The sequence below is a fragment of the Actinomycetota bacterium genome (genome assembly GCA_041658565.1).
In the GTDB taxonomy this organism is placed as follows: domain Bacteria; phylum Actinomycetota; class AC-67; order AC-67; family AC-67; genus JBAZZY01.
Map to the genome: position 1 here is coordinate 89,632 of JBAZZY010000002.1, position 16,791 is coordinate 106,422.

The 16,791-nt window shown below is 65.8% G+C and carries 17 protein-coding genes; 10 read left to right on the plus strand and 7 right to left on the minus strand.

The genetic code is table 11. The features are described 5' to 3' along the window. Nucleotides 1–16: 16 nt before the first annotated feature. The 4 genes from WDA27_02610 to WDA27_02625 form a co-directional block, all read right to left on the minus strand. Nucleotides 17–1,459 carry an aspartate aminotransferase family protein gene (locus WDA27_02610; GenBank protein MFA5889838.1) on the minus strand — a complete coding sequence of 481 codons (1,443 nt, stop codon included), beginning with the start codon at nucleotides 1,457–1,459 and terminating at the stop codon, nucleotides 17–19. A 33-nt stretch (nucleotides 1,460–1,492) separates the two neighbouring features. Beyond that, nucleotides 1,493–2,830 (minus strand): ABC transporter substrate-binding protein, encoded by a 1,338-nt coding sequence (locus WDA27_02615; GenBank protein MFA5889839.1) that lies wholly within the window; start codon nucleotides 2,828–2,830, stop codon nucleotides 1,493–1,495. Further along, complete coding sequence (locus WDA27_02620) at nucleotides 2,827–3,606, minus strand: ABC transporter ATP-binding protein (GenBank protein ID MFA5889840.1); 780 nt, start codon at nucleotides 3,604–3,606, stop codon at nucleotides 2,827–2,829. Before WDA27_02620 ends, WDA27_02615 begins: the two co-directional genes overlap by 4 nt. A gap of 151 nt (nucleotides 3,607–3,757) precedes the next feature. Next, on the minus strand, nucleotides 3,758–4,687 hold the full coding sequence (locus tag WDA27_02625) for a DMT family transporter (protein ID MFA5889841.1): 930 nt from the start codon (nucleotides 4,685–4,687) through the stop codon (nucleotides 3,758–3,760). 125 nt (nucleotides 4,688–4,812) lie between these two features. Between WDA27_02625 and WDA27_02630 the strand changes: the two genes are divergently transcribed. The 9 genes from WDA27_02630 (at nucleotide 4,813) to rocD (ending at nucleotide 12,403) form a co-directional block, all read left to right on the plus strand. After that, entirely contained in the window at nucleotides 4,813–5,508 is a 696-nt protein-coding gene (locus WDA27_02630) for a response regulator transcription factor (protein ID MFA5889842.1), read from the plus strand. 103 nt (nucleotides 5,509–5,611) lie between these two features. After that, nucleotides 5,612–5,977, plus strand: a complete 366-nt coding sequence (locus tag WDA27_02635) for a hypothetical protein (protein ID MFA5889843.1) — start codon at nucleotides 5,612–5,614, stop codon at nucleotides 5,975–5,977. Nucleotides 5,978–6,039: 62 nt separating this feature from the next. Beyond that, nucleotides 6,040–6,741, plus strand: a complete 702-nt coding sequence (locus WDA27_02640) for a response regulator transcription factor (GenBank protein ID MFA5889844.1) — start codon at nucleotides 6,040–6,042, stop codon at nucleotides 6,739–6,741. A 72-nt stretch (nucleotides 6,742–6,813) separates the two neighbouring features. Then, the gene (locus WDA27_02645; protein MFA5889845.1) at nucleotides 6,814–7,083 is read left to right on the plus strand and encodes a hypothetical protein; all 270 of its coding nucleotides are present in this window, start codon (nucleotides 6,814–6,816) and stop codon (nucleotides 7,081–7,083) included. After that, nucleotides 7,080–7,460 carry a hypothetical protein gene (locus WDA27_02650; GenBank protein MFA5889846.1) on the plus strand — a complete coding sequence of 127 codons (381 nt, stop codon included), beginning with the start codon at nucleotides 7,080–7,082 and terminating at the stop codon, nucleotides 7,458–7,460. The genes WDA27_02645 and WDA27_02650 overlap by 4 nt, the downstream gene beginning before the upstream one ends. Nucleotides 7,461–7,506: 46 nt before the next feature. Continuing rightward, entirely contained in the window at nucleotides 7,507–8,025 is a 519-nt protein-coding gene (locus WDA27_02655; GenBank protein MFA5889847.1) for a response regulator, read from the plus strand. A 2-nt stretch (nucleotides 8,026–8,027) separates the two neighbouring features. Next, complete coding sequence (locus tag WDA27_02660; protein ID MFA5889848.1) at nucleotides 8,028–10,337, plus strand: ATP-binding protein; 2,310 nt, start codon at nucleotides 8,028–8,030, stop codon at nucleotides 10,335–10,337. Next, on the plus strand, nucleotides 10,334–11,122 hold the full coding sequence (locus tag WDA27_02665; GenBank protein ID MFA5889849.1) for a hypothetical protein: 789 nt from the start codon (nucleotides 10,334–10,336) through the stop codon (nucleotides 11,120–11,122). The genes WDA27_02660 and WDA27_02665 overlap by 4 nt, the downstream gene beginning before the upstream one ends. A 90-nt stretch (nucleotides 11,123–11,212) precedes the next feature. Beyond that, nucleotides 11,213–12,403, plus strand: a complete 1,191-nt coding sequence (gene rocD / locus WDA27_02670) for an ornithine--oxo-acid transaminase (protein ID MFA5889850.1) — start codon at nucleotides 11,213–11,215, stop codon at nucleotides 12,401–12,403. Nucleotides 12,404–12,409: 6 nt separating this feature from the next. Here the strand turns inward: rocD and WDA27_02675 are convergent, their stop codons facing one another. Together WDA27_02675 and WDA27_02680 are read right to left on the minus strand one after the other, a co-directional pair. Next, complete coding sequence (locus WDA27_02675; protein ID MFA5889851.1) at nucleotides 12,410–12,739, minus strand: hypothetical protein; 330 nt, start codon at nucleotides 12,737–12,739, stop codon at nucleotides 12,410–12,412. Nucleotides 12,740–12,775: 36 nt separating this feature from the next. Then, complete coding sequence (locus tag WDA27_02680) at nucleotides 12,776–13,276, minus strand: glycine/sarcosine/betaine reductase selenoprotein B family protein (protein ID MFA5889852.1); 501 nt, start codon at nucleotides 13,274–13,276, stop codon at nucleotides 12,776–12,778. Between the two features lie 216 nt (nucleotides 13,277–13,492). Here WDA27_02680 and WDA27_02685 point away from each other — a divergent pair, with 216 nt between their 5' ends. Next, on the plus strand, nucleotides 13,493–14,686 hold the full coding sequence (locus WDA27_02685) for a DEAD/DEAH box helicase (GenBank protein ID MFA5889853.1): 1,194 nt from the start codon (nucleotides 13,493–13,495) through the stop codon (nucleotides 14,684–14,686). On the opposite strand, the gene WDA27_02690 is transcribed toward WDA27_02685, so the two are convergent. Beyond that, the gene (locus tag WDA27_02690) at nucleotides 14,683–16,740 is read right to left on the minus strand and encodes a HAMP domain-containing sensor histidine kinase (protein MFA5889854.1); all 2,058 of its coding nucleotides are present in this window, start codon (nucleotides 16,738–16,740) and stop codon (nucleotides 14,683–14,685) included. The two genes, WDA27_02685 and WDA27_02690, sit on opposite strands and share 4 nt — an antisense overlap. Nucleotides 16,741–16,791 lie beyond the last annotated feature (51 nt).

Here is a 16,791-nt window from a genome sequence, read left to right on the forward strand (position 1 = left end):
GTCGCCTCACCTGTGTTCAGTTCGCAGGAGTGAACAGTTCGTTCCCGCCGACGGTCAGTAGAGTTTCGCGCAGCGGCCCCGGCAGCGAGTCCAGAATCGAATTGACCTCGGCCATGTTGTCGCCGACCGAGTTCCACTCCAGCCCAGCCGCTGTCATCATCTGCCCGATGATCTCGTCGGTCAGCGATGCCGGGTCCAGCCCCGCGAGCATCTCGCGCAAGGCCGGGTCCAAAGCCGGCGCGCGCCCCGCTGCTTCGACTACCGCCTTTTCGAGGTCGGCGAGCATCTCGTTCACGTGCGGAAGGCTCGCCGCGTAGACCAGTAGGTGCAGGCTGGCGGGCGATGGTCCGTACGACGGTTGCGGCGGCACGAGCCATCCGCGCCGCTTCATCTCGTCCGCGATGAAGAAGACGTCGACATCGTCGGACGCAAACGCGATAAGACTCGTGTCGGTGTCGCCCAGCAAGCGCAGTCCGGGAATGGCTTCGAGCCCCTTCTTCAAGCGCTCGGTCGCCTCGAGCGTCTGTCGGGCCAGCTCCAGGTACCCCTCGTCGCCGATGAAGTGCAGCGCTGTCCAGGCGGCCGCCACCGGACCGCCGGCTTTGGTGCTCTGGATCGTCGCATTCAACATCGGGTATCCGGGCCAGCTTCCGAACGAGAACAACTGATACTTGCGCAGCGACTTGTCGCGGTAGAGCACGACGGAGGCTCCCTTGGGGCAGTACGCGTACTTGTGCAGGTCCATCGACATCGAGCACACGCCGGGCACACTGAAATCGAAGTCGGGGACGCTTCTGCCTAGTCGGCGGTAGTAGGGCAGCAGGAATCCACCGATGCAGCCGTCGACGTGCAGCCACACCTCATGCGCGCGCGCCACCTCGGCGATCTCTGTAATGGGGTCCATAACTCCATGCGGATACGAGACGGCCGATGCGACGATCATGATCGTGTTGGGCGTGACGGCGCGCGCGACGTCTGCGGGGTCGGCGCGGAACGTCACCGGATCCACCGCGGTGGGAACCGTTGTGAGCCCCAAGTAGTGGCACGCCTTGTGGAATGCCGGGTGGGCGGTGATCGGCAGGATGACCTCGGGCCGCTCGATCTCGGGCCGAAGGGCGCGCGCGCGGTCCCGTGCGCTCTTGACCGCGAGCATGCAGCTCTCGGTCCCGCCGCTGGTGAAGTTGCCGACGGCCTCCGGCGGTCCCTGCAGGTGCGCGATGCACATCGCGACGACCTCGTTCTCCAGGCGCAGCAGGCTTGGAAACGCTGTCGGATCGAGCGCGTTGAGTTTCAGGAACTCGACGAACGCCTCCTCAACGACGGCGTCGGCTTCGGCCAACCCTGAGTCGTAGACGAATCCCCACGCGCGCCCGCCGCGGGTCTCGGTGTCGTCGCGACGGTACTCGCGCAACTGCCGGAAGATCGCTTCCTTGTTGATGCCTTTGTCGGGGATTCTCACCGGTCACCTCCGCGCGGATGTCCGCGCACAACGTCAGAAATCGTTGATCGTGAAGTAGTCCTCTTCGGTGGCGCGCTGAAACGATTGGTTGTGGATGCGGAAGAACGCAATTGCGGAGCGACCCCAGTGCTTCTTTGGGGCGAACGACAAGGGGGATCCCACTCCGTCGCTCCACCCGCGCAGCTCTCCGAGTGTTTTTGCGAGCCCGGCTCGCGTGAGGTTGGGTCCCACCCTGCGTGCCGCCTCCTCGAACATCCTCATGTCCGCCCACGGGCGCAAGGTGTTTTGTTCTTCGGTTCGTTTCGGGTAGTACTTCTTCAGCACCCGACGGAATCGCTGAAGTTCCGCGGTGTTGGTGCCGGGCGGCGCGAGTCCGTCGGTTGTGCCGATCAGCCCCTCGGTCTGGCTTCCGCCGATGTCGAGCACGAGTTGGGCCATTCCGCGCGGACCTGTGAATTGGACGCTCCAGCCCATGCGCCTCGCTGCCGCGGCACCTTCGGCCATCCCGATCGGATCGGTGACGGCGACGACGTCGGGACGGGGGACCATGCTCGACCAGGCGGTGACGGTCGGCTCCATTGTCTGCTGATCGCACGTGCCGATATCGCGCTCGTCGACGACCGTGCCTCCGTAGCGCTCAAAGGATGCCTTGATCGAATCCTTGACTTGGTGGGACCAGGAACTGGGACAGAACCCGAGCGCCATTTGCTTCTTCCCCAGCCGCTTTGCGAGGAAGGCGCCGAGGATCTCGCCGTGGATCTTCGGCGCGACGAGGTTGGAGAATATCGACGCTCCGAGGTCTTCCGAGATCTGCGAGGCCGCGTGGCAGCCGATACACGGGATCCCGTTCTCGTTGTAGTAGCGCATCGCCGAAGTGTTGGCGTTGTCCAGGCCCGACTGCGTCACTACCGCAAAGACCTTGTCCTTCTCGACCAACCGGCGCGCGGCGGCGAGTACTTGGTCGGGGGACTGGTAGGAGCCTGAGTAGTACACGAGCTGAACTCGGCGCCCGAAGATCCCTCCGTGCGCGTTGAGATCCGCGATGTACGCGTTCAGCGAGTCGAGCTGGGGACCGAAGAACGCGCGCGCCTGGCCGGTGAAGTCGCCGATGTGCCCGATCTTGATCGTTGTCGCGGTTACTCCGACATCCGATGCGGTGAGCGATCCGGCGGGAACGTCTTGGTCCCAGGTCTTGACCGTGGTCGATCCGACGCCCGGTCGGCCATTCGTCGATGCGGTGGCCTCGGGGGCGGCGGAAGCCGTTGCGGACTGCTCTACGGGGACCCGAATCGTGCGCACCTCGGTGGTGGTGCACGACGTGCCGACGAGCGTCGCGATCGCGAGCGCCGTGGCGACGGGAACGCGTCTCATAGGTTCGCCTCGGCCGCACCCGCGAGGAACACGCTTCGCAGGAGGTCGTTGCGACCGCGAAGTTCGGCAGCCGGTCCCGAGAAACGCACTTCCCCGCGTTCCATGAAGTAGGCGCGGTCGGCGATGTTCAGCGCCAAGTCGACGTGCTGCTCGACGATGACGACGCTGACGCCTTCTCGGTTCATCTTGCGAACGATGCCGAGCAACTGCCCGACGATGATCGGCGCCAGCCCCAGTGACAACTCGTCGATCATGATCAGGCTGGGCCGCGAAACAAAGGCGCGCGCCAGAAGCAGCATCTGTTGCTGTCCACCCGACAGGCTCCCGGACATGTCTCCGAGGCGGTCGCCGAGCCAAGGAAAGAGGGCGATCACGCGGTCGATCTCTTCGCGCCACCGCTTCTTGTCGCGGCGGAACACGAATCCGCCGAGCTTTAGGTTCTCCTCGATCGTGAGGCCGGGCAGTGTTCCGCGACCCCCGGGAACTTGCACGATCCCGCGAGCGACGATCTCGTGGGAGGGCAGGCCCTCGATCCGTTCATCTCGGAACGTGATCTGCCCTGCCGCCGGAGGCAGGATGCCGCTGATGGCCTTGAGCAAGGTGGACTTCCCGGCGCCGTTGACTCCAAGCAGAGCCACGATTTCGTTTTCGAGCAGTTGGAAGTCGACGCCGTGCAGCGTCTGCACGCGGCCGTAGAAGACGTCCAGACCTGCGCAGGCCAGAAGCGGCGCGCCGATCGGCAGGCGCGCGACATCGTCGGTGACACCGGAGCGCAATGAAGTGCGGTTGGATTCCAGAGCGTCCTCCCACCCGGCGAGTCGACCCGCTCATCGAACGGTTCACTCGGGGACGCGACTCGGGGAATCGTATGAGTTCGGCGGAGATCGGGTCAAGATCGACAATACTTCCAACCCGGAAGTCCCGGCCTCACGGAGTGTCGACGACGCCGATTTCGCTTGCTCCGGTGGTTCCTTTCTCGCTGCTGATCGCGATGATCGCGACGGCCGCGAGGACCGCCACGCCCCCGACCGCCTGCATTGGCCTGATGGACTCACCCAGGAAGACCCAGGAGAGCAGCCCCGCCCAGAAGGCCTCGAGCGTCAGGATCACCGCTGTGTCGGCCGCCCGGAGTCGTCGCAGAGCTGCGAACACGAGCGCGAAGGCAGATGCAGTCGCGACGCCGTTGGCAAGCACGATCCCGAGGTAGCGCGCAGGGACGTCAAAGCTCGAGGATCCGAAGGCGTATAGGAGCTGTGTTACCGCGACTCCCGCTGCGACCAGTGCTCCGACAGCCCGCGGGTCACTGCGTCGGGTTAGGCGGTCTCCGGCCATTAGATAACCGCCGAAGGTCAGTGCTGCGCACAGAGCGAAGGCGACTCCTGCTCCCGAGATCGTGAGGTGATCTCGTGACGCGATAACCAGCGCGGCACCCGACGTGGACAATGCGAGGGCGCCCAGGGTCCGGCGTCCAACCTTGCGCGCGCCCGTGAGTGCTTCTGTCACGGTCACCAGGGCGGGATAGGAGTAGAAGAGCAGCGTCACCGCGGCGGCACTTCCGTGTTGCAGTGCGAGGTAGAAGAACGTTGCCTCAATGGAGTAAACAACCGCACCAAGTCCGAAGGTCGCCACCCGCTCGCCGGGTGCCGGCAGCAGCGGGGCCCGCAACAGCCAAAGGAGGGCCCACAGTACGAGTGCGGCCGTGGCGAAGCGGATCCCGAGAACTCCCGACGGGGGTAACTGGGCGCGCGCAAGCGCGCGGCTGAGGGCGACCGTGGCTCCGAACGAGAGCGCCCCGCCGGCGGCGAGTCCCGCGCTGACGGCACGGTTTCCGGAGGCGGAATGGTGCGCGTCGTCCACTGGCGGGCCTCCTGGGGCGCGGGCCGGCGGCCCGCTTGGACAGCGAATGCTACACCTCGCAAATGGTGCGTTTGTGGGATCACTCAGGCGCGCGACACGGGTGCGGCATTAGTAGAGTTCAGGGCGTGATAGGTGCTGAGCGGCCCGACGACTCGGGCGCGCGTACCCGAGTGCTGATTGTCGATGAACACCGGAGCTATGCGGATGCTCTTGGGGTCGCCGTCGAGAGCCGGGCGGACATGCGGTTCGTCGGCGCGGCCGTGACGGCCGCGGAAGTCGCCGACCTGGTTGTTCGAAAGGCTCCCGACGTTGTTGTGATGGACCTCTCGCTCCCCGGGGGTGATCCGGCGGATGGTCCGGGCCGAGTCCGGCGGCTGCGTCCGGAAACCCGGGTCGTTGTTCTAACCGCGCATCCGGACTCGGAATCCATGGCCCGCGCCGCTGCCGAGGGTGTGTCGGTGTTCCTGTCGAAGGCGACGCCGGTGTCGGTGGTTCTCGACGCGGTGCGGTCGTGTTCGACCGAACACATGGTCGTTGGGGAGCGGACCCTGTCGGAGTTCAGAGGCTCTTTGACGCAGCGCGCCGGCAAACTCGCGAACTCGAGTTCGCCCGAGTTGACGGTCCGAGAGTTGGAGGTGATCGCCCTCATGGCCCGAGGATGTGACGCCGCTCGAATCGGCGCACAACTTGGTATTCGACTAAGCACCTGCCGCTGGCATATTCGTGGCATTCTGCGCAAACTGGGCGCACATTCGCAGCTTGAGGCCGTCCTTATCGCGGTTCGCCTTGGCTTGGTTCCTCCCCCCGAACGCGAGGCGTAGCACTCTCAATTGAGTGCGCCGAACGGGCCGTTTGTGCCTGTACGCATCGCTGCATCGTGCAGCAAACTGCCATTTGGTACTTAAGCGAAGCGGAGCAGACATCTTGAAAAGGACCGAGGGGTACCTCGCGAGTGGCGCCACGCCGTTCGGCGAGGGTGCTCGCGTGGTTGCCCTTGGGGTGGGCGGCGTCGTCGTCTCACCGGAGAAGTTCCCGTTCGACGGAGGGGTCTCCCCTTCTCCTCCGACGGTGGGGAAGGCGGTCACGAAGCCTGAGTCTCCGGGGATCTACGACGAAGCAGCCCTTCGCGCGGCGACTGCGCTGCGCGTTGCAGTGCGGGTGCTCGCGCGGCGTTGGAGCATGCTCAACTCCGACGACCGCGCGCGTGCCCTGGGGCTCTTGGTGTCCGCGGCCGAGCGCCTCGAGGCGTGCATGAAGGATCCGGGGCACGCAGACCCGATCCGATCGTAAGCCCGATTGCCAAAGTGGTGCGCGACCTGAACCATCGCCTAGAGTTCGTGCCCGGAGGGTGTATGGCGGATGACGGGCAGAACCGGGCACGATCGGTCACGCGAGTACTGGTGGTAGACGACCACAAGGCGGTTGCCGAGTCACTCGCGATCGCGATTGGGGTTCAGGCCGACTTGGAGTCGGTCGGCATCGCCTCGACACTTGAGGAGGCGGCGCGCCTTGTCGACGAAAAGACGCCCGATGTTGTGTTGATGGACCTTCGCCTCCCGGACGGGGATGGGATCGAGGGAACCAGCAGAGTCAAGGCGTTGCGCCCGTCTGCGCGGGTGGTCATCCTGACGGCTCACGGAGATCCTGAGTGGATGGCGAGGGCTGCTTCGGCCGGTGCCTCGGGATTTCTGCAAAAGACCAGTCCGGTCGCCCAGATTCTCGATGCTATTCGCGCGGCCGGCGCCGGTGGCATGCTCGTCGAGCGTTCGGCCCTTGCCGGGATGATCGAGCATATTCGCGGGACGGGCCAAGGGAACTCGGCCGGGGACGTTTCTCGTATGACCGCGCGCGAGATGGAGGTCCTGCGCCTCATGGGCGAGGGGATGGATCCTTCCGGGATCGCCAAGCGCCTAGGGATCAAGTTGAGCACGTGCCGAGGGTACGTGCAGAGCATCCTCGCCAAGCTGGAGGTTCACAGCCAGTTGGAGGCCGTCGTCGTTGCGGTGCGCCGGGGTCTTATCTCCGCCCCGCGCGGAATCCCCGACGCCTGGTAGTCAATATTGCGGGGCGTTGCCCCTGTAATTTCCGGCTGGTCCCGCTTCGCGGCAAACTGCAGAATTCGCCGCATGAAGGCGACGAGATCACCCGAACTCCCGATGCCGATGGCGCCGCTGGTGCGTGCTGCGGTGGGCGAGATGGTTGAGGTCGCTCGGCTCACCGACTTGCTGGCGGGGCTGTTGTCGGCGGCAACCGGCGATTTTGGCGGAGACCGACGGCAAACAGCGTCGCGCAACATCGGGGAATTGCGACTGGCGAGCCAACGGGTGCGCGCCAGTGCCCGGGGGATCCTGGCTGAGTGGTACCCGGGTGTGGTCACCGACGAGGAGGGAAGATGACGCGTTCGAACGTGGTTGCGCTGGGAGTGCCCGCAGGCATCGCCGCGGTCGGTTCACGGTCACTTGACGGAGGGGTCTTCCCCTCTCTTCCGTCGCAGGAATTCGTCGCCGCTTCCGCGTGGGACCCCACCATCCGCGATGAGTCGGTCGTGCGCGCCGCCGCGGCGCTTCGCGCCGCGGCGGCGGTCCTCGCGCGCCGATGGGAGAAGCTCACCCCCGATCGCCGCTTGCGGGCCCTAGCGTTGCTGGAATCCGCGGCTGCGCGAATGGAGGAAGCGGTGACGGGAGAAGCAGGGTTGTCGGATCCTCTGACTCGAGGTCTCCGCGCCGCCGACAAAGGGGACGTTGACATGCCCGTCGAAGAGATGGGACCGTAGGAGTCGCCGTACAGGCGGCAAGCCGCCACGGGGGAGAGAATCGGGAATGGCAGCATTCGTCGCAGTTGCTGAGGATGGACGGGGTTCGTCGCCCCGCGGCGTGGGGCGGCGGCAGCGACAGGGCACCCCCCGTGCCCATGCCGACGTCGCGCCGCCGCCCACGGTCCTTCTGGTGGAGGACGACTTGCTCGGACGGGTTGCGCTGCGCGAAGCGTTGCTCGCAAAGGGGTTTGCCGTCGTCGAAGCCGGGACCGCGCGCGCTGCCTTCGACGCAATCGCGAACTACCGCCTCGACTCGGTTGTTCTCGATATACAGCTCCCGGATGTCAGTGGAATCGAGGTCTTGCGACGGATGAAGCAGACGCCGGACACGCGGGGTATTCCCGTCGTCGTTCTGACGGCGTTCGGAACTCACCCGGAGAAGGAGCACGCCGTGCGAGAGGGCTGCGACGCATTCGTGGTTAAGCCGCCGAACCTCGGCGAGTTGATTGACCTGTTGCGCGAATTCGGCCACAGGCCTCCGGACTTGCGCGTCGTCGATCCCTCCGACGGGGATGATTTGTGAGGATGCCGCGTTCGGGGGGCACTGTTCGCGCCACGGTCGCGAACGCTCCGATCAAGTGGAAGATCCTCACGCCGTTCGCGCTCTTGTCGTTGACGTTTGGAGGAATGGGCGCGTTCGTCTTGTCGAGCGGAGTTGCCGCCGAGTCTCGCGCGCGCCAAACCACCGGGTTGCGTGACGCTTCGGCCGTCGCGAGCAACAGGTTCGAGTCCCGGGTTACCGCGCTGGCCACGTCGGCGCGTCAAGCCGCGTTCACCGAGGGGCTCGCGGACGCCGTTTCGCGCGGGGACATCGCGAACGTGCGCCGGCTGCTGTTGCCGCTCGCTTCCGGAATGAAGGACACACGGGCCGTGGTTTCCGATCGGCGAGGCAGGGGGCTCGTCGACGTGGTCACGGATTTCGCCATGGAATCGATCGTCACCGCCGGCACCGATTGGGGAGGGGTCGAGGCAGTTCGCGCAGCCGCCCGCGGGAAGGACGCCGGTGCGGCCGCGGCGCAGTTCGTCGTTCAAGAGGGAACGCCGTACGTCGTCGTCGCCATGCCGATCCAGCAGTCGGGTCGGACCGTGGTTGGCGTGGTGCTCTTCGCCGAGACGCTCCGGCCGATCCTGGACGTGTTGGAGTCTCTCACGAAGTCGCAACTGGGTTTGGTGGATTCGGCCGGCCGGGTCCTCGCCGGCAGAGAGATGTCGGTCCCGGCTTCGAAGGTCTCCGGCGTCGCGCAGGTTAGAGGTCGGATGGATGGGGTCGCCGTAGAAGTCCTGACGGTTCCGGTGACGCTGCGTGGGCGAAGGGCGGCGACGTTGAGGGTGGCGTCGCCCGTGGTGTCGCGGTTCGGAGTTCTCGGAGACGATGGGGTCAAGATCGGACTCATCACGATGGCGCTGTTGATGGCAGTGTTCGTCGTAGGGGTATGGGTGTCGGGGCTTATCTCCAAGCCGCTTGGGCACTTGGTCGAGAGCACGCGCGCGCTGCGCCGGGGTGATTTCTCTCACCGCGCGCATCTTGAGGGCACCGACGAAGTCGGCGAACTCGCCGAGTCGTTTAACCGGATGGCGGAGGATCTCGAGGCGTCGCACCGCGACCTAGAGCAACGGGTGGAGAACCGTACGCACGAGCTTGAAGAAGCTCTCGTGGTCCTTGACCACACAAACGCCGAACTGACCCAGGCGAACGACGCGAAGTCGCTGTTCCTGGCGAATGTCTCGCATGAACTTCGGACGCCGCTCAGCGGCATCCTCATCGCTTCGGAGATGCTGCATGATCCGGCGTTCGGCATGTTTTCCGAGGAGAAGGTCCGCGATCTCGGCGGCAAGATCCTGTCGAGCGGTCGCCACTTGTTGGCGCTCATCGATGACTTGCTCGACCTTTCGCGCATCGAGGCGGGACGGCTGGAACTGCGACCTCAACCCGTGGATGTGGCCTTGCTTTTGGACGATCTGCGCTTGACGATCGAGCCGGCGGCAGCCGAGAAGCGCGTGAAGGTGGACATCCCGTCCGGGGGCGATTGCCGGATCTACGCCGATCCTGTTCGCGCACTCCAGGTTCTCTTCAACTTGGCGTCGAACGCGGTGAAGTTCACGCCGTCGGGGGGCCGGGTTTGGCTGGAGGTGACTAAGTCGAAGGGTGACGTGGCAATCGCGGTGCACGACACGGGCATCGGGATCGCGCGGCGGGATCTTGTTCGCATTTTCGAGCCCTTCGAACAGGTGTCGGATCGGCGCATGGGCGGCGCGGGCCTTGGGCTGGCGGTGTCGAAGCGAATCGTCGATCTACACGGCGGTAGCATCAAGGTGTCGAGCGTGCCGGGCAAGGGCAGTCGGTTCACGGCAGTGTTCTCAGCCGCGGATCCGGGCGCCGCGCGCCCGGCCGTGATCGGAAACGGAGACGTTGCCGAGGCGGTTCGCCCTGCGCGCGTCCTGGTCGTCGAGGACGACCCGGTGACGCAGGATCTCGTCTACAGGGCGCTGTGTAGCGGCGGGCACCACGTGGATCGAGCGGCGTCGGTGCGCGAGGCTATCTCCCGGGTTCGCGCGAGGAAGCCGGACGTCGTGCTGCTGGATGTGCGCCTGGGCAAGGACAACGGACTGGACGTCGTCCCGTGGTTGCGGTCGAGGCCGGCGACGGCCGGCATGCAGGTGATCGTGCTGAGCGCGCACGGCATGCCGGGGGACATCGACCGGGCCATGGCCGCAGGGTGCGACGACTACTTGGTGAAGCCGGTCGCCGCGAAGACGCTGCTCGCCAAGATCGCGGCCGTCATGGACGCGCGGGAACCAAAGGCCGGGGAAGTCCGGAAGGCGGGACGAGGGTGAGACTGCGTGCGGGGGGCGCCGCCGCGACGGGCGTCTGGTTGGTGGTTGCGGGGCTGACAACCGCGATGTCGATGATCCTGGCCGCGACCGGAGGTCCGGGATTACGCGTCATTGGGCCCGTCGCGGAGGTAGGTCGGGCGCTGGAGGGCCTCGGGGCCGGTCGCATTCTGATGTTTGCTCCGGTAAGTCCACGGATTCTGGACGACATCGTTGGAGTCGACACGGCAGGGCGCCTGCTCGCCGATTCGCGATCGGGTGATTCCTCCGGCGGGACGTCGCCGCGTCCCTCGCCGAAGCCGCCTCCGAATACCCCCAGTAGTCCCCCGAGGCTCTCGGAGCAGATCACTTCTCAGCCAAAGTTACGCATCACCATGTCGGTGGACAAGTCTCGGGCTCAGGTCGCCGACACGCTGACGTACACAATCGTCGTGACCAACGTCGGGCGAGGGATCGCACGCCAGGTATCGATCTCGTCGCATGTCCCGGCGCACACGCGGTTCGTGTCGGACGATACTTGCGGCGACCGGCCGGTGGCCGTGCGCGTAACGACGGATTCGAGTCAGGTACTTTGCTACGGGTTGCGGATTGAGTCCCCGACAAGTCCGTCGGCGGACTACAGCATTGGTGAGGCGATGCTTGGCCCGGGCCGGAGCGTGCGCAGGGTCTTCACTGTCCTCATCGAGGCGCAGACTCCGCAGGGAACGGTGATTCGCAATATCGCCCACGTGCAGAGCGTAGGAGTTCCGGCCAAGGATTCGAACGAGGTGTCCACGGTCGTCGGATAGTTCCGACGAGCGGCCCGCTTGCCGTTCCGCAGTGTCGTTGCGCCGCTAGGATTCCCGGATCGTCGGCGTCCGGTAACGCGGGGAGGCACGGTGGATCTCGAAAGCACGTACTCGGCGCACAATTACGCGCCACTGCCGGTGACGATCGCCCGCGGTGAGGGCGCGTGGGTCGAGGATGAAGCTGGGAACCGTTACCTGGACCTGCTTTCGGCCTATTCCGCACTCAATTTCGGACATCGTCATCCCCGTTTGGTGGAAGCGACGCGGCGTCAACTCGACCGAGTCACGCTGACCAGTCGCGCGTTTCGCAATGATCAACTCGGCGCGTTCTGCAGGGACCTCGCGACCCTGTGCGCGATGGACGCCGTGCTTCCGATGAACACCGGAGCAGAGGGCGTTGAAACGGCAATAAAGGCCGCGCGCCGCTGGGGGTACGAGGTCAAGGGGGTGCCGGCCGATCGAGCGAAGGTGATCGTGTTCGAGAACAACTTCCACGGGCGAACGACAACCATTGTTGGATTCTCGACAGATCCTCTCGCCCGCGAGGGGTTCGGCCCCTACGGCACCGGGTTCACGACCGTGAAGTTTGGGGACTCCGGCGCGCTGGAGGATGCGCTGGATGAGGAGACTGTGGCGGTGCTGATCGAGCCCATTCAGGGGGAGGCCGGCGTTGTGGTTCCGCCCGACGGATATCTGCGCGAGGTGCGAGAGGCGTGTACCGCTTCGAACGCATTGATGATTGCGGACGAGATTCAGTCCGGTCTCGGCCGGACCGGACTCACCTTTGCCTGCGAGCACGAGGGTGTGCGGCCGGATGTATACATCCTGGGCAAGGCGCTGGGGGGCGGGATCATGCCGCTGTCCGCGGTTGTTGCCGACTGGAGTGTGCTTGGGGTCTTCACCCCCGGGTCGCACGGATCTACGTTCGGAGGGAATCCGCTGGCGTGCGCGATCGGGCGCGAGGTCATCGCGATGCTTTCGACGGGGGAGTACCAGCAGCGAGCGGCGCATCTCGGCGCGCGCCTGCTTGCTCGCCTGGGGGAGTTGGTCGGGCGAGGGATTACCGAGGTGCGCGGCCGGGGCTTGTGGGCAGGGATAGACGTCGACCTTCCCGGGCAGTCGGCGCGCGCGGTGTGCGAGCAGCTGCTGGGAAAGGGTGTTCTCGCCAAGGACACGCACGGTCGCACTATCCGGATCGCCCCGCCGCTTGTCATTGAAGAAGCGGATCTGGACTGGGCGGTGGACCGAATCGCCGAGACGCTCGGCGAGATGACGAAGTAGCGTTGGTTACGGGGACCCAGAGCGGCGTAGTTCCGCTTCGCGCCGACGCTGCTCTTTCAACGCTGCGATGATCGGCGAGGGTTCGGGAGGATGCCAGTCGGCGTCGCCCTCCCATCGAGGCTTGTCGAGGTCCACCACGGTTTCGGGGCCGCTCGCCGACTCCAGCAGGGACAGCGCCGCAGCCACGATCGCGGTTTGTTCGTCGGAGTTGCGTGCGTGCCCGCATGTGTGACCGAACGGCATGTCGACGCCGAGCGCGCGCGGGACTCCGGCACGGCGTGCCATGTCCGGCATCATCGTGATGGAAACCGTCGCAATGCCGGCTTCCTCGATCATTCGCTGAATCGCGCACACGGCGCGACAGCAGTCCGGTCAGGCGGGGGTGAGCAGCGCCGCGTCAACGGCGTCACGGCGAAGCTGTTGCACTACTTGGGGGACGTACCTCTCGACTTGCTCGTGCTGGTCCAGTTGGAAGCCCATGAAGGAGTAGTGGGTTGGGGCGACCGCGCCGATGCGTCCTGCGCGTTGTGCTTCGTGGAGTCGGTGGATCGGGAACACGCAGTTGACGTCCTCGAGCGTGTCCGCGGTGTTGTAGTGCAGGTGCGAGGCGCCGATTTGATCCTGTCGGACCGACGCGGGGATCTCGCGGAATGACGGATCGCCCCACGCCGGCTCGCGGCGCTCGCGGTCGAGGTCGAATGGAGGTTGCTCGTCGCGCAAGTGCAGACCCGCAGTCGTGACCAATGCCACCGAACAGTCCGCAAGGGGCTTCGACAGCGGAGAGAAGGGGATGATGCCGGGGCGCGCGACAGGCGCCGCTTGGAAGAACGCCGCCAGCGACCGCGGGAGAAACCGGTACGAATCCACCGACATTGTTGCAGCATATCCCCGGGCGGCGGGAAACCGCCGAATTCACCGCGTTTGCGACCGATCCATGCGCCGATTCCCCGGGACTGCTACTCTGACGTCACGGACACCGTTGGGTGTCCTGTGAGGTTCGCTTCCCGCTCCTGCTTCCCTGGCGGCATCGGGTGTGTTGATACCTCCCGATGTTGAGAGCGGCCGCTTGGCCGCCAAGTGAGGAGCTGTATGTCTGAAACAACCTTTGTCGGCCTTGGCGTGTCCGCCGACGTTACCGCCGCGCTTGCCGCGCGCGGTATTGATGCACCGTTCGAGATCCAAACTATGGTCATGGCCGACGCCCTCGCGGGTCGCGACATTCTTGCGAAGTCGCGGACCGGGTCCGGCAAGACCCTGGCGTTCGCTCTCCCAATCGTGGAACGGCTGGATGCCGCGTCAAAGACACCGGCTGCGCTTGTGCTGGTCCCCACGCGCGAGCTGGCCTCGCAGGTCGCCGGCGAGTTTGCCGACATTGCGCGCGCCAAGGGCTTGCGTGTTGCCACGGCGTACGGCGGCGTCGCGATTCAGGCGCAGGCGCGGCTTGCGGCGCGCGCGCACATCTTGATCGCGACTCCGGGCAGGCTGACTGACCTCGCATCGCGCAACGCGATTCGGCTCGACGGGATCAGCGTGCTCGTGCTCGACGAGGCCGATCGCATGCTGGACATGGGCTTCTTGCCGCAGGTTGATCGAATCGTGACGCGCATTCCCTCCGAGCGTCAGACCATGTTCTTCTCGGCCACGCTTGACGGAGAGGTCGGTCGTATCGCGAAGAGCTACACGCACGAGCCCGTCTTGCACGAAGTCGCCGCTCCGACGCAGACGGTAGATGAAGTCGAACACCGCTTCATTCCGGTTGCCCCGCATGACAAGATCGGTGCCCTGGTGGATTTGCTCGGGGCCGAGCGGGGTTTGGCTTTGGTTTTTGTCCGCACGAAGCGCGGCGTCGATCGCTTGGCCGAGAAACTCCTGTCGCATGGCGTGCGCGCGGTTGCGATGCACGGCGACATGACGCAGGCCGCTCGCGAGCGCTCGCTGGCACAGTTCGAAGCGGGTAAGGCCGACACGCTGGTTGCGACCGATGTGGCGGCGCGCGGACTCGACCTGGACGAGATCACTCACGTGATCAACTTCGATCCGCCTTCGGACTCGAAGGACTACGTTCACCGCGTCGGGCGGACGGCGCGCGCCGGCCGGACCGGCACGGGCGTCACGTTCGTGCTGCCGGATCAGGCTGGGGACATCGGCCGCATGGCGGCGCGCTTGGACCTGGACGAGCACTTCGAGCGCGAAGGTATGAAGGTTCCGCCGCCGCGCTTGGCGTATGCGGCTCCGCGCAAGCGAAACTCGCTGCTCGGTCGTCGCCCGCGTCGGCGTTTCTAGCCGCCCGCGTTCGAAGCGAGTTGTTCGCCCAATACCTTGCGGATCAGCGTGACCATGCGGTCGGCATCGAGTTCTTCCGACACGACTTCGCATCCGCCGAGCAGTTCACTGTGGCGCGCGGCGGTTGCTTCGTCGACTTGAACAATTACCGGAGTCATGGGGCACACTGCCCGGTACGCCCGCAGCACAGCTAGATTCTCCGGGTTGCTCAGATCCCTGGTGAACACCACGATGTGGGCGCCCTCGGCTAGGGCGCACGACCCATCCGTGACCAGCGGGCACCGCACACACGCAGGCGATTCGCCCGACCCAACGCACAGAGCGACTTCGTACCCGGCCTCGCGCAGTGCGTCCTCGATTCCCGCGTCGCCGTCCGGTCTCGAGGTCATTAGAACGCGCCGACGGTCGTTCGGCGGCCAGGCAGGTAGGGCCACGTTGAAGGATGCGCCTCCGCCCGCGCGGTCTTCCACCCACGCCTTCCCCCCATGGATCTCTGCGAATTGCCGCACGAGAGAGAGGCCGATTCCAACACCGGGCACGAAGGCCGATGCTGTGCCGCGGACGAACGGTTGGAAAATGGATTCGCGGATCTCTTCAGGCACGCCGGGCCCGCGATCGTCAACGGAGATCACGATGCCGTAGGCCTCGGTGCGAACTTGCACCGAAATCGGTGTACCCGCGGGAGTATGACGCACGGCGTTTATGAGCAGGTTCTCGAGGATCCTCCCCGTCTGACCGGGGTCCAGGAATGCGACAGTGGCATCGGGATTGATCTGGACGTCCAGTGGCCGGTCTTCGAGGTCCGCGGTCGCGACGACGCTGTCGATGAGGGGTGCCATGGTGACCGGCCGGCGCCGCGGCGAGAAGATCCCTCGGGACAGTCGGTCTACGTCGAGCAGGTCGGTGACTAGGCTGTCGAGCCGGCGCGCGCTCGATGCGATGCGGGTCGCGAAATCCATTTGCTCTTCCGACAAACCGAGTTCGGGTCGTGCCAGCGTCTCGGAGAACCCGAGCACCGTGGTGAGCGGTGTGCGCAACTCGTGGGAAACCATCTGCAGGAAGGAGTTCTTCATCCCGTCGACCTCGCGCAGCCGCTTTGTTGCCTCTTGTTCCCGGACGTAGGCGTCCCGGTAGGTCTTGCGGCTGTTCCGAAGCGCGCGCTCGACTGCGCGACGCCGGTCGTCGGCGCGCTCGGTCGCCGCGGCGATCAGCCATGCGACGAACAGCAGGACGGCGGCCGCTGCAACTGCACCCAGAGCGAGGGCGTACGACGAAGTGAAGTAGCCGGCGCGCGCGCCGCGTAGCGCGAGGAAGTTGACGGCGAAGGGGGCGCCGATCACGGCGGGGAGCAACAGTCGCAACGTCCTTCCGCCGGCGCCTCGGCTGGTGAACAGGTGCATTATGCCTACGTCGGGCCTGGACGTCAGCACTCCTGTCCCAAGAAGGAGCGTTGCGCCGGCCGTGTGGATGGCCATCCCCGTGTAGGGCAAGAAGTCCGGCGTTCCGTAGAAACCTCGGGTATCGAACGCGTACCCGGTCAGCGCGATCGTGCCGATCGCCGCGCCGGCAAGCGCGAGGAGTTGCGCAGGTGGCAGGCGCCACTGTGGCCGGGAATCCAACAACAGCAGTGCCGATCCCAGAAGCATCAGCGCGACTGCCGTCTGAGGGGAGGGGCGGCCGGGGAACGTTCCTCCGGATTCCAAGGCTCGGGGGATGATCCGGTCGATGTGCAGGTCGATTCCGGTTGCGTACTCGAAGGTCGTGAGCGCGCCGATGGCGGTGACGGCGATCGAGGCGGACGTGCGAAACGCGCGCGCCGAGCGGCTCTCGCGTTCGGTCGGCGTGCGGGCGTGCCACAAGGCGACGGCGCCGAGCAGTAGCGCGAGCGCGGTGTTGGGCACCATCTGAGGGGATTGAGGAAGGATGCGGGTCGGCACTTCCGCGCCGACCGCCCAGGACACGAGCACAACGACCGAAGTGAGCCCGATCACGACCGCCGAGGTGGCGGTGACGGAGCCGGCTCTTCGTGAGGGGGAACTCTCGAAGGACTGCATGCGACCGCCGCCAGCATAGGGCGGGCTTCTCGGTGTTGCCAGCGACCGCGT

What these genes read in the sequence shown, in the direction of transcription:
- WDA27_02615 (MFA5889839.1), bottom strand. Translation starts at nt 2,830, where the DNA reads ATGAGACGCGTTCCCGTCGCCACGGCGCTCGCGATCGCGACGCTCGTC.
- WDA27_02640 (MFA5889844.1), top strand. Translation starts at nt 6,040, where the DNA reads ATGGCGGATGACGGGCAGAACCGGGCACGATCGGTCACGCGAGTACTG.
- WDA27_02645 (MFA5889845.1), top strand. Translation starts at nt 6,814, where the DNA reads ATGAAGGCGACGAGATCACCCGAACTCCCGATGCCGATGGCGCCGCTG.
- WDA27_02650 (MFA5889846.1), top strand. Translation starts at nt 7,080, where the DNA reads ATGACGCGTTCGAACGTGGTTGCGCTGGGAGTGCCCGCAGGCATCGCC.
- WDA27_02655 (MFA5889847.1), top strand. Translation starts at nt 7,507, where the DNA reads ATGGCAGCATTCGTCGCAGTTGCTGAGGATGGACGGGGTTCGTCGCCC.
- WDA27_02660 (MFA5889848.1), top strand. Translation starts at nt 8,028, where the DNA reads ATGCCGCGTTCGGGGGGCACTGTTCGCGCCACGGTCGCGAACGCTCCG.
- WDA27_02675 (MFA5889851.1), bottom strand. Translation starts at nt 12,739, where the DNA reads ATGATCGAGGAAGCCGGCATTGCGACGGTTTCCATCACGATGATGCCG.
- WDA27_02680 (MFA5889852.1), bottom strand. Translation starts at nt 13,276, where the DNA reads ATGTCGGTGGATTCGTACCGGTTTCTCCCGCGGTCGCTGGCGGCGTTC.
- WDA27_02685 (MFA5889853.1), top strand. Translation starts at nt 13,493, where the DNA reads ATGTCTGAAACAACCTTTGTCGGCCTTGGCGTGTCCGCCGACGTTACC.
- WDA27_02690 (MFA5889854.1), bottom strand. Translation starts at nt 16,740, where the DNA reads ATGCAGTCCTTCGAGAGTTCCCCCTCACGAAGAGCCGGCTCCGTCACC.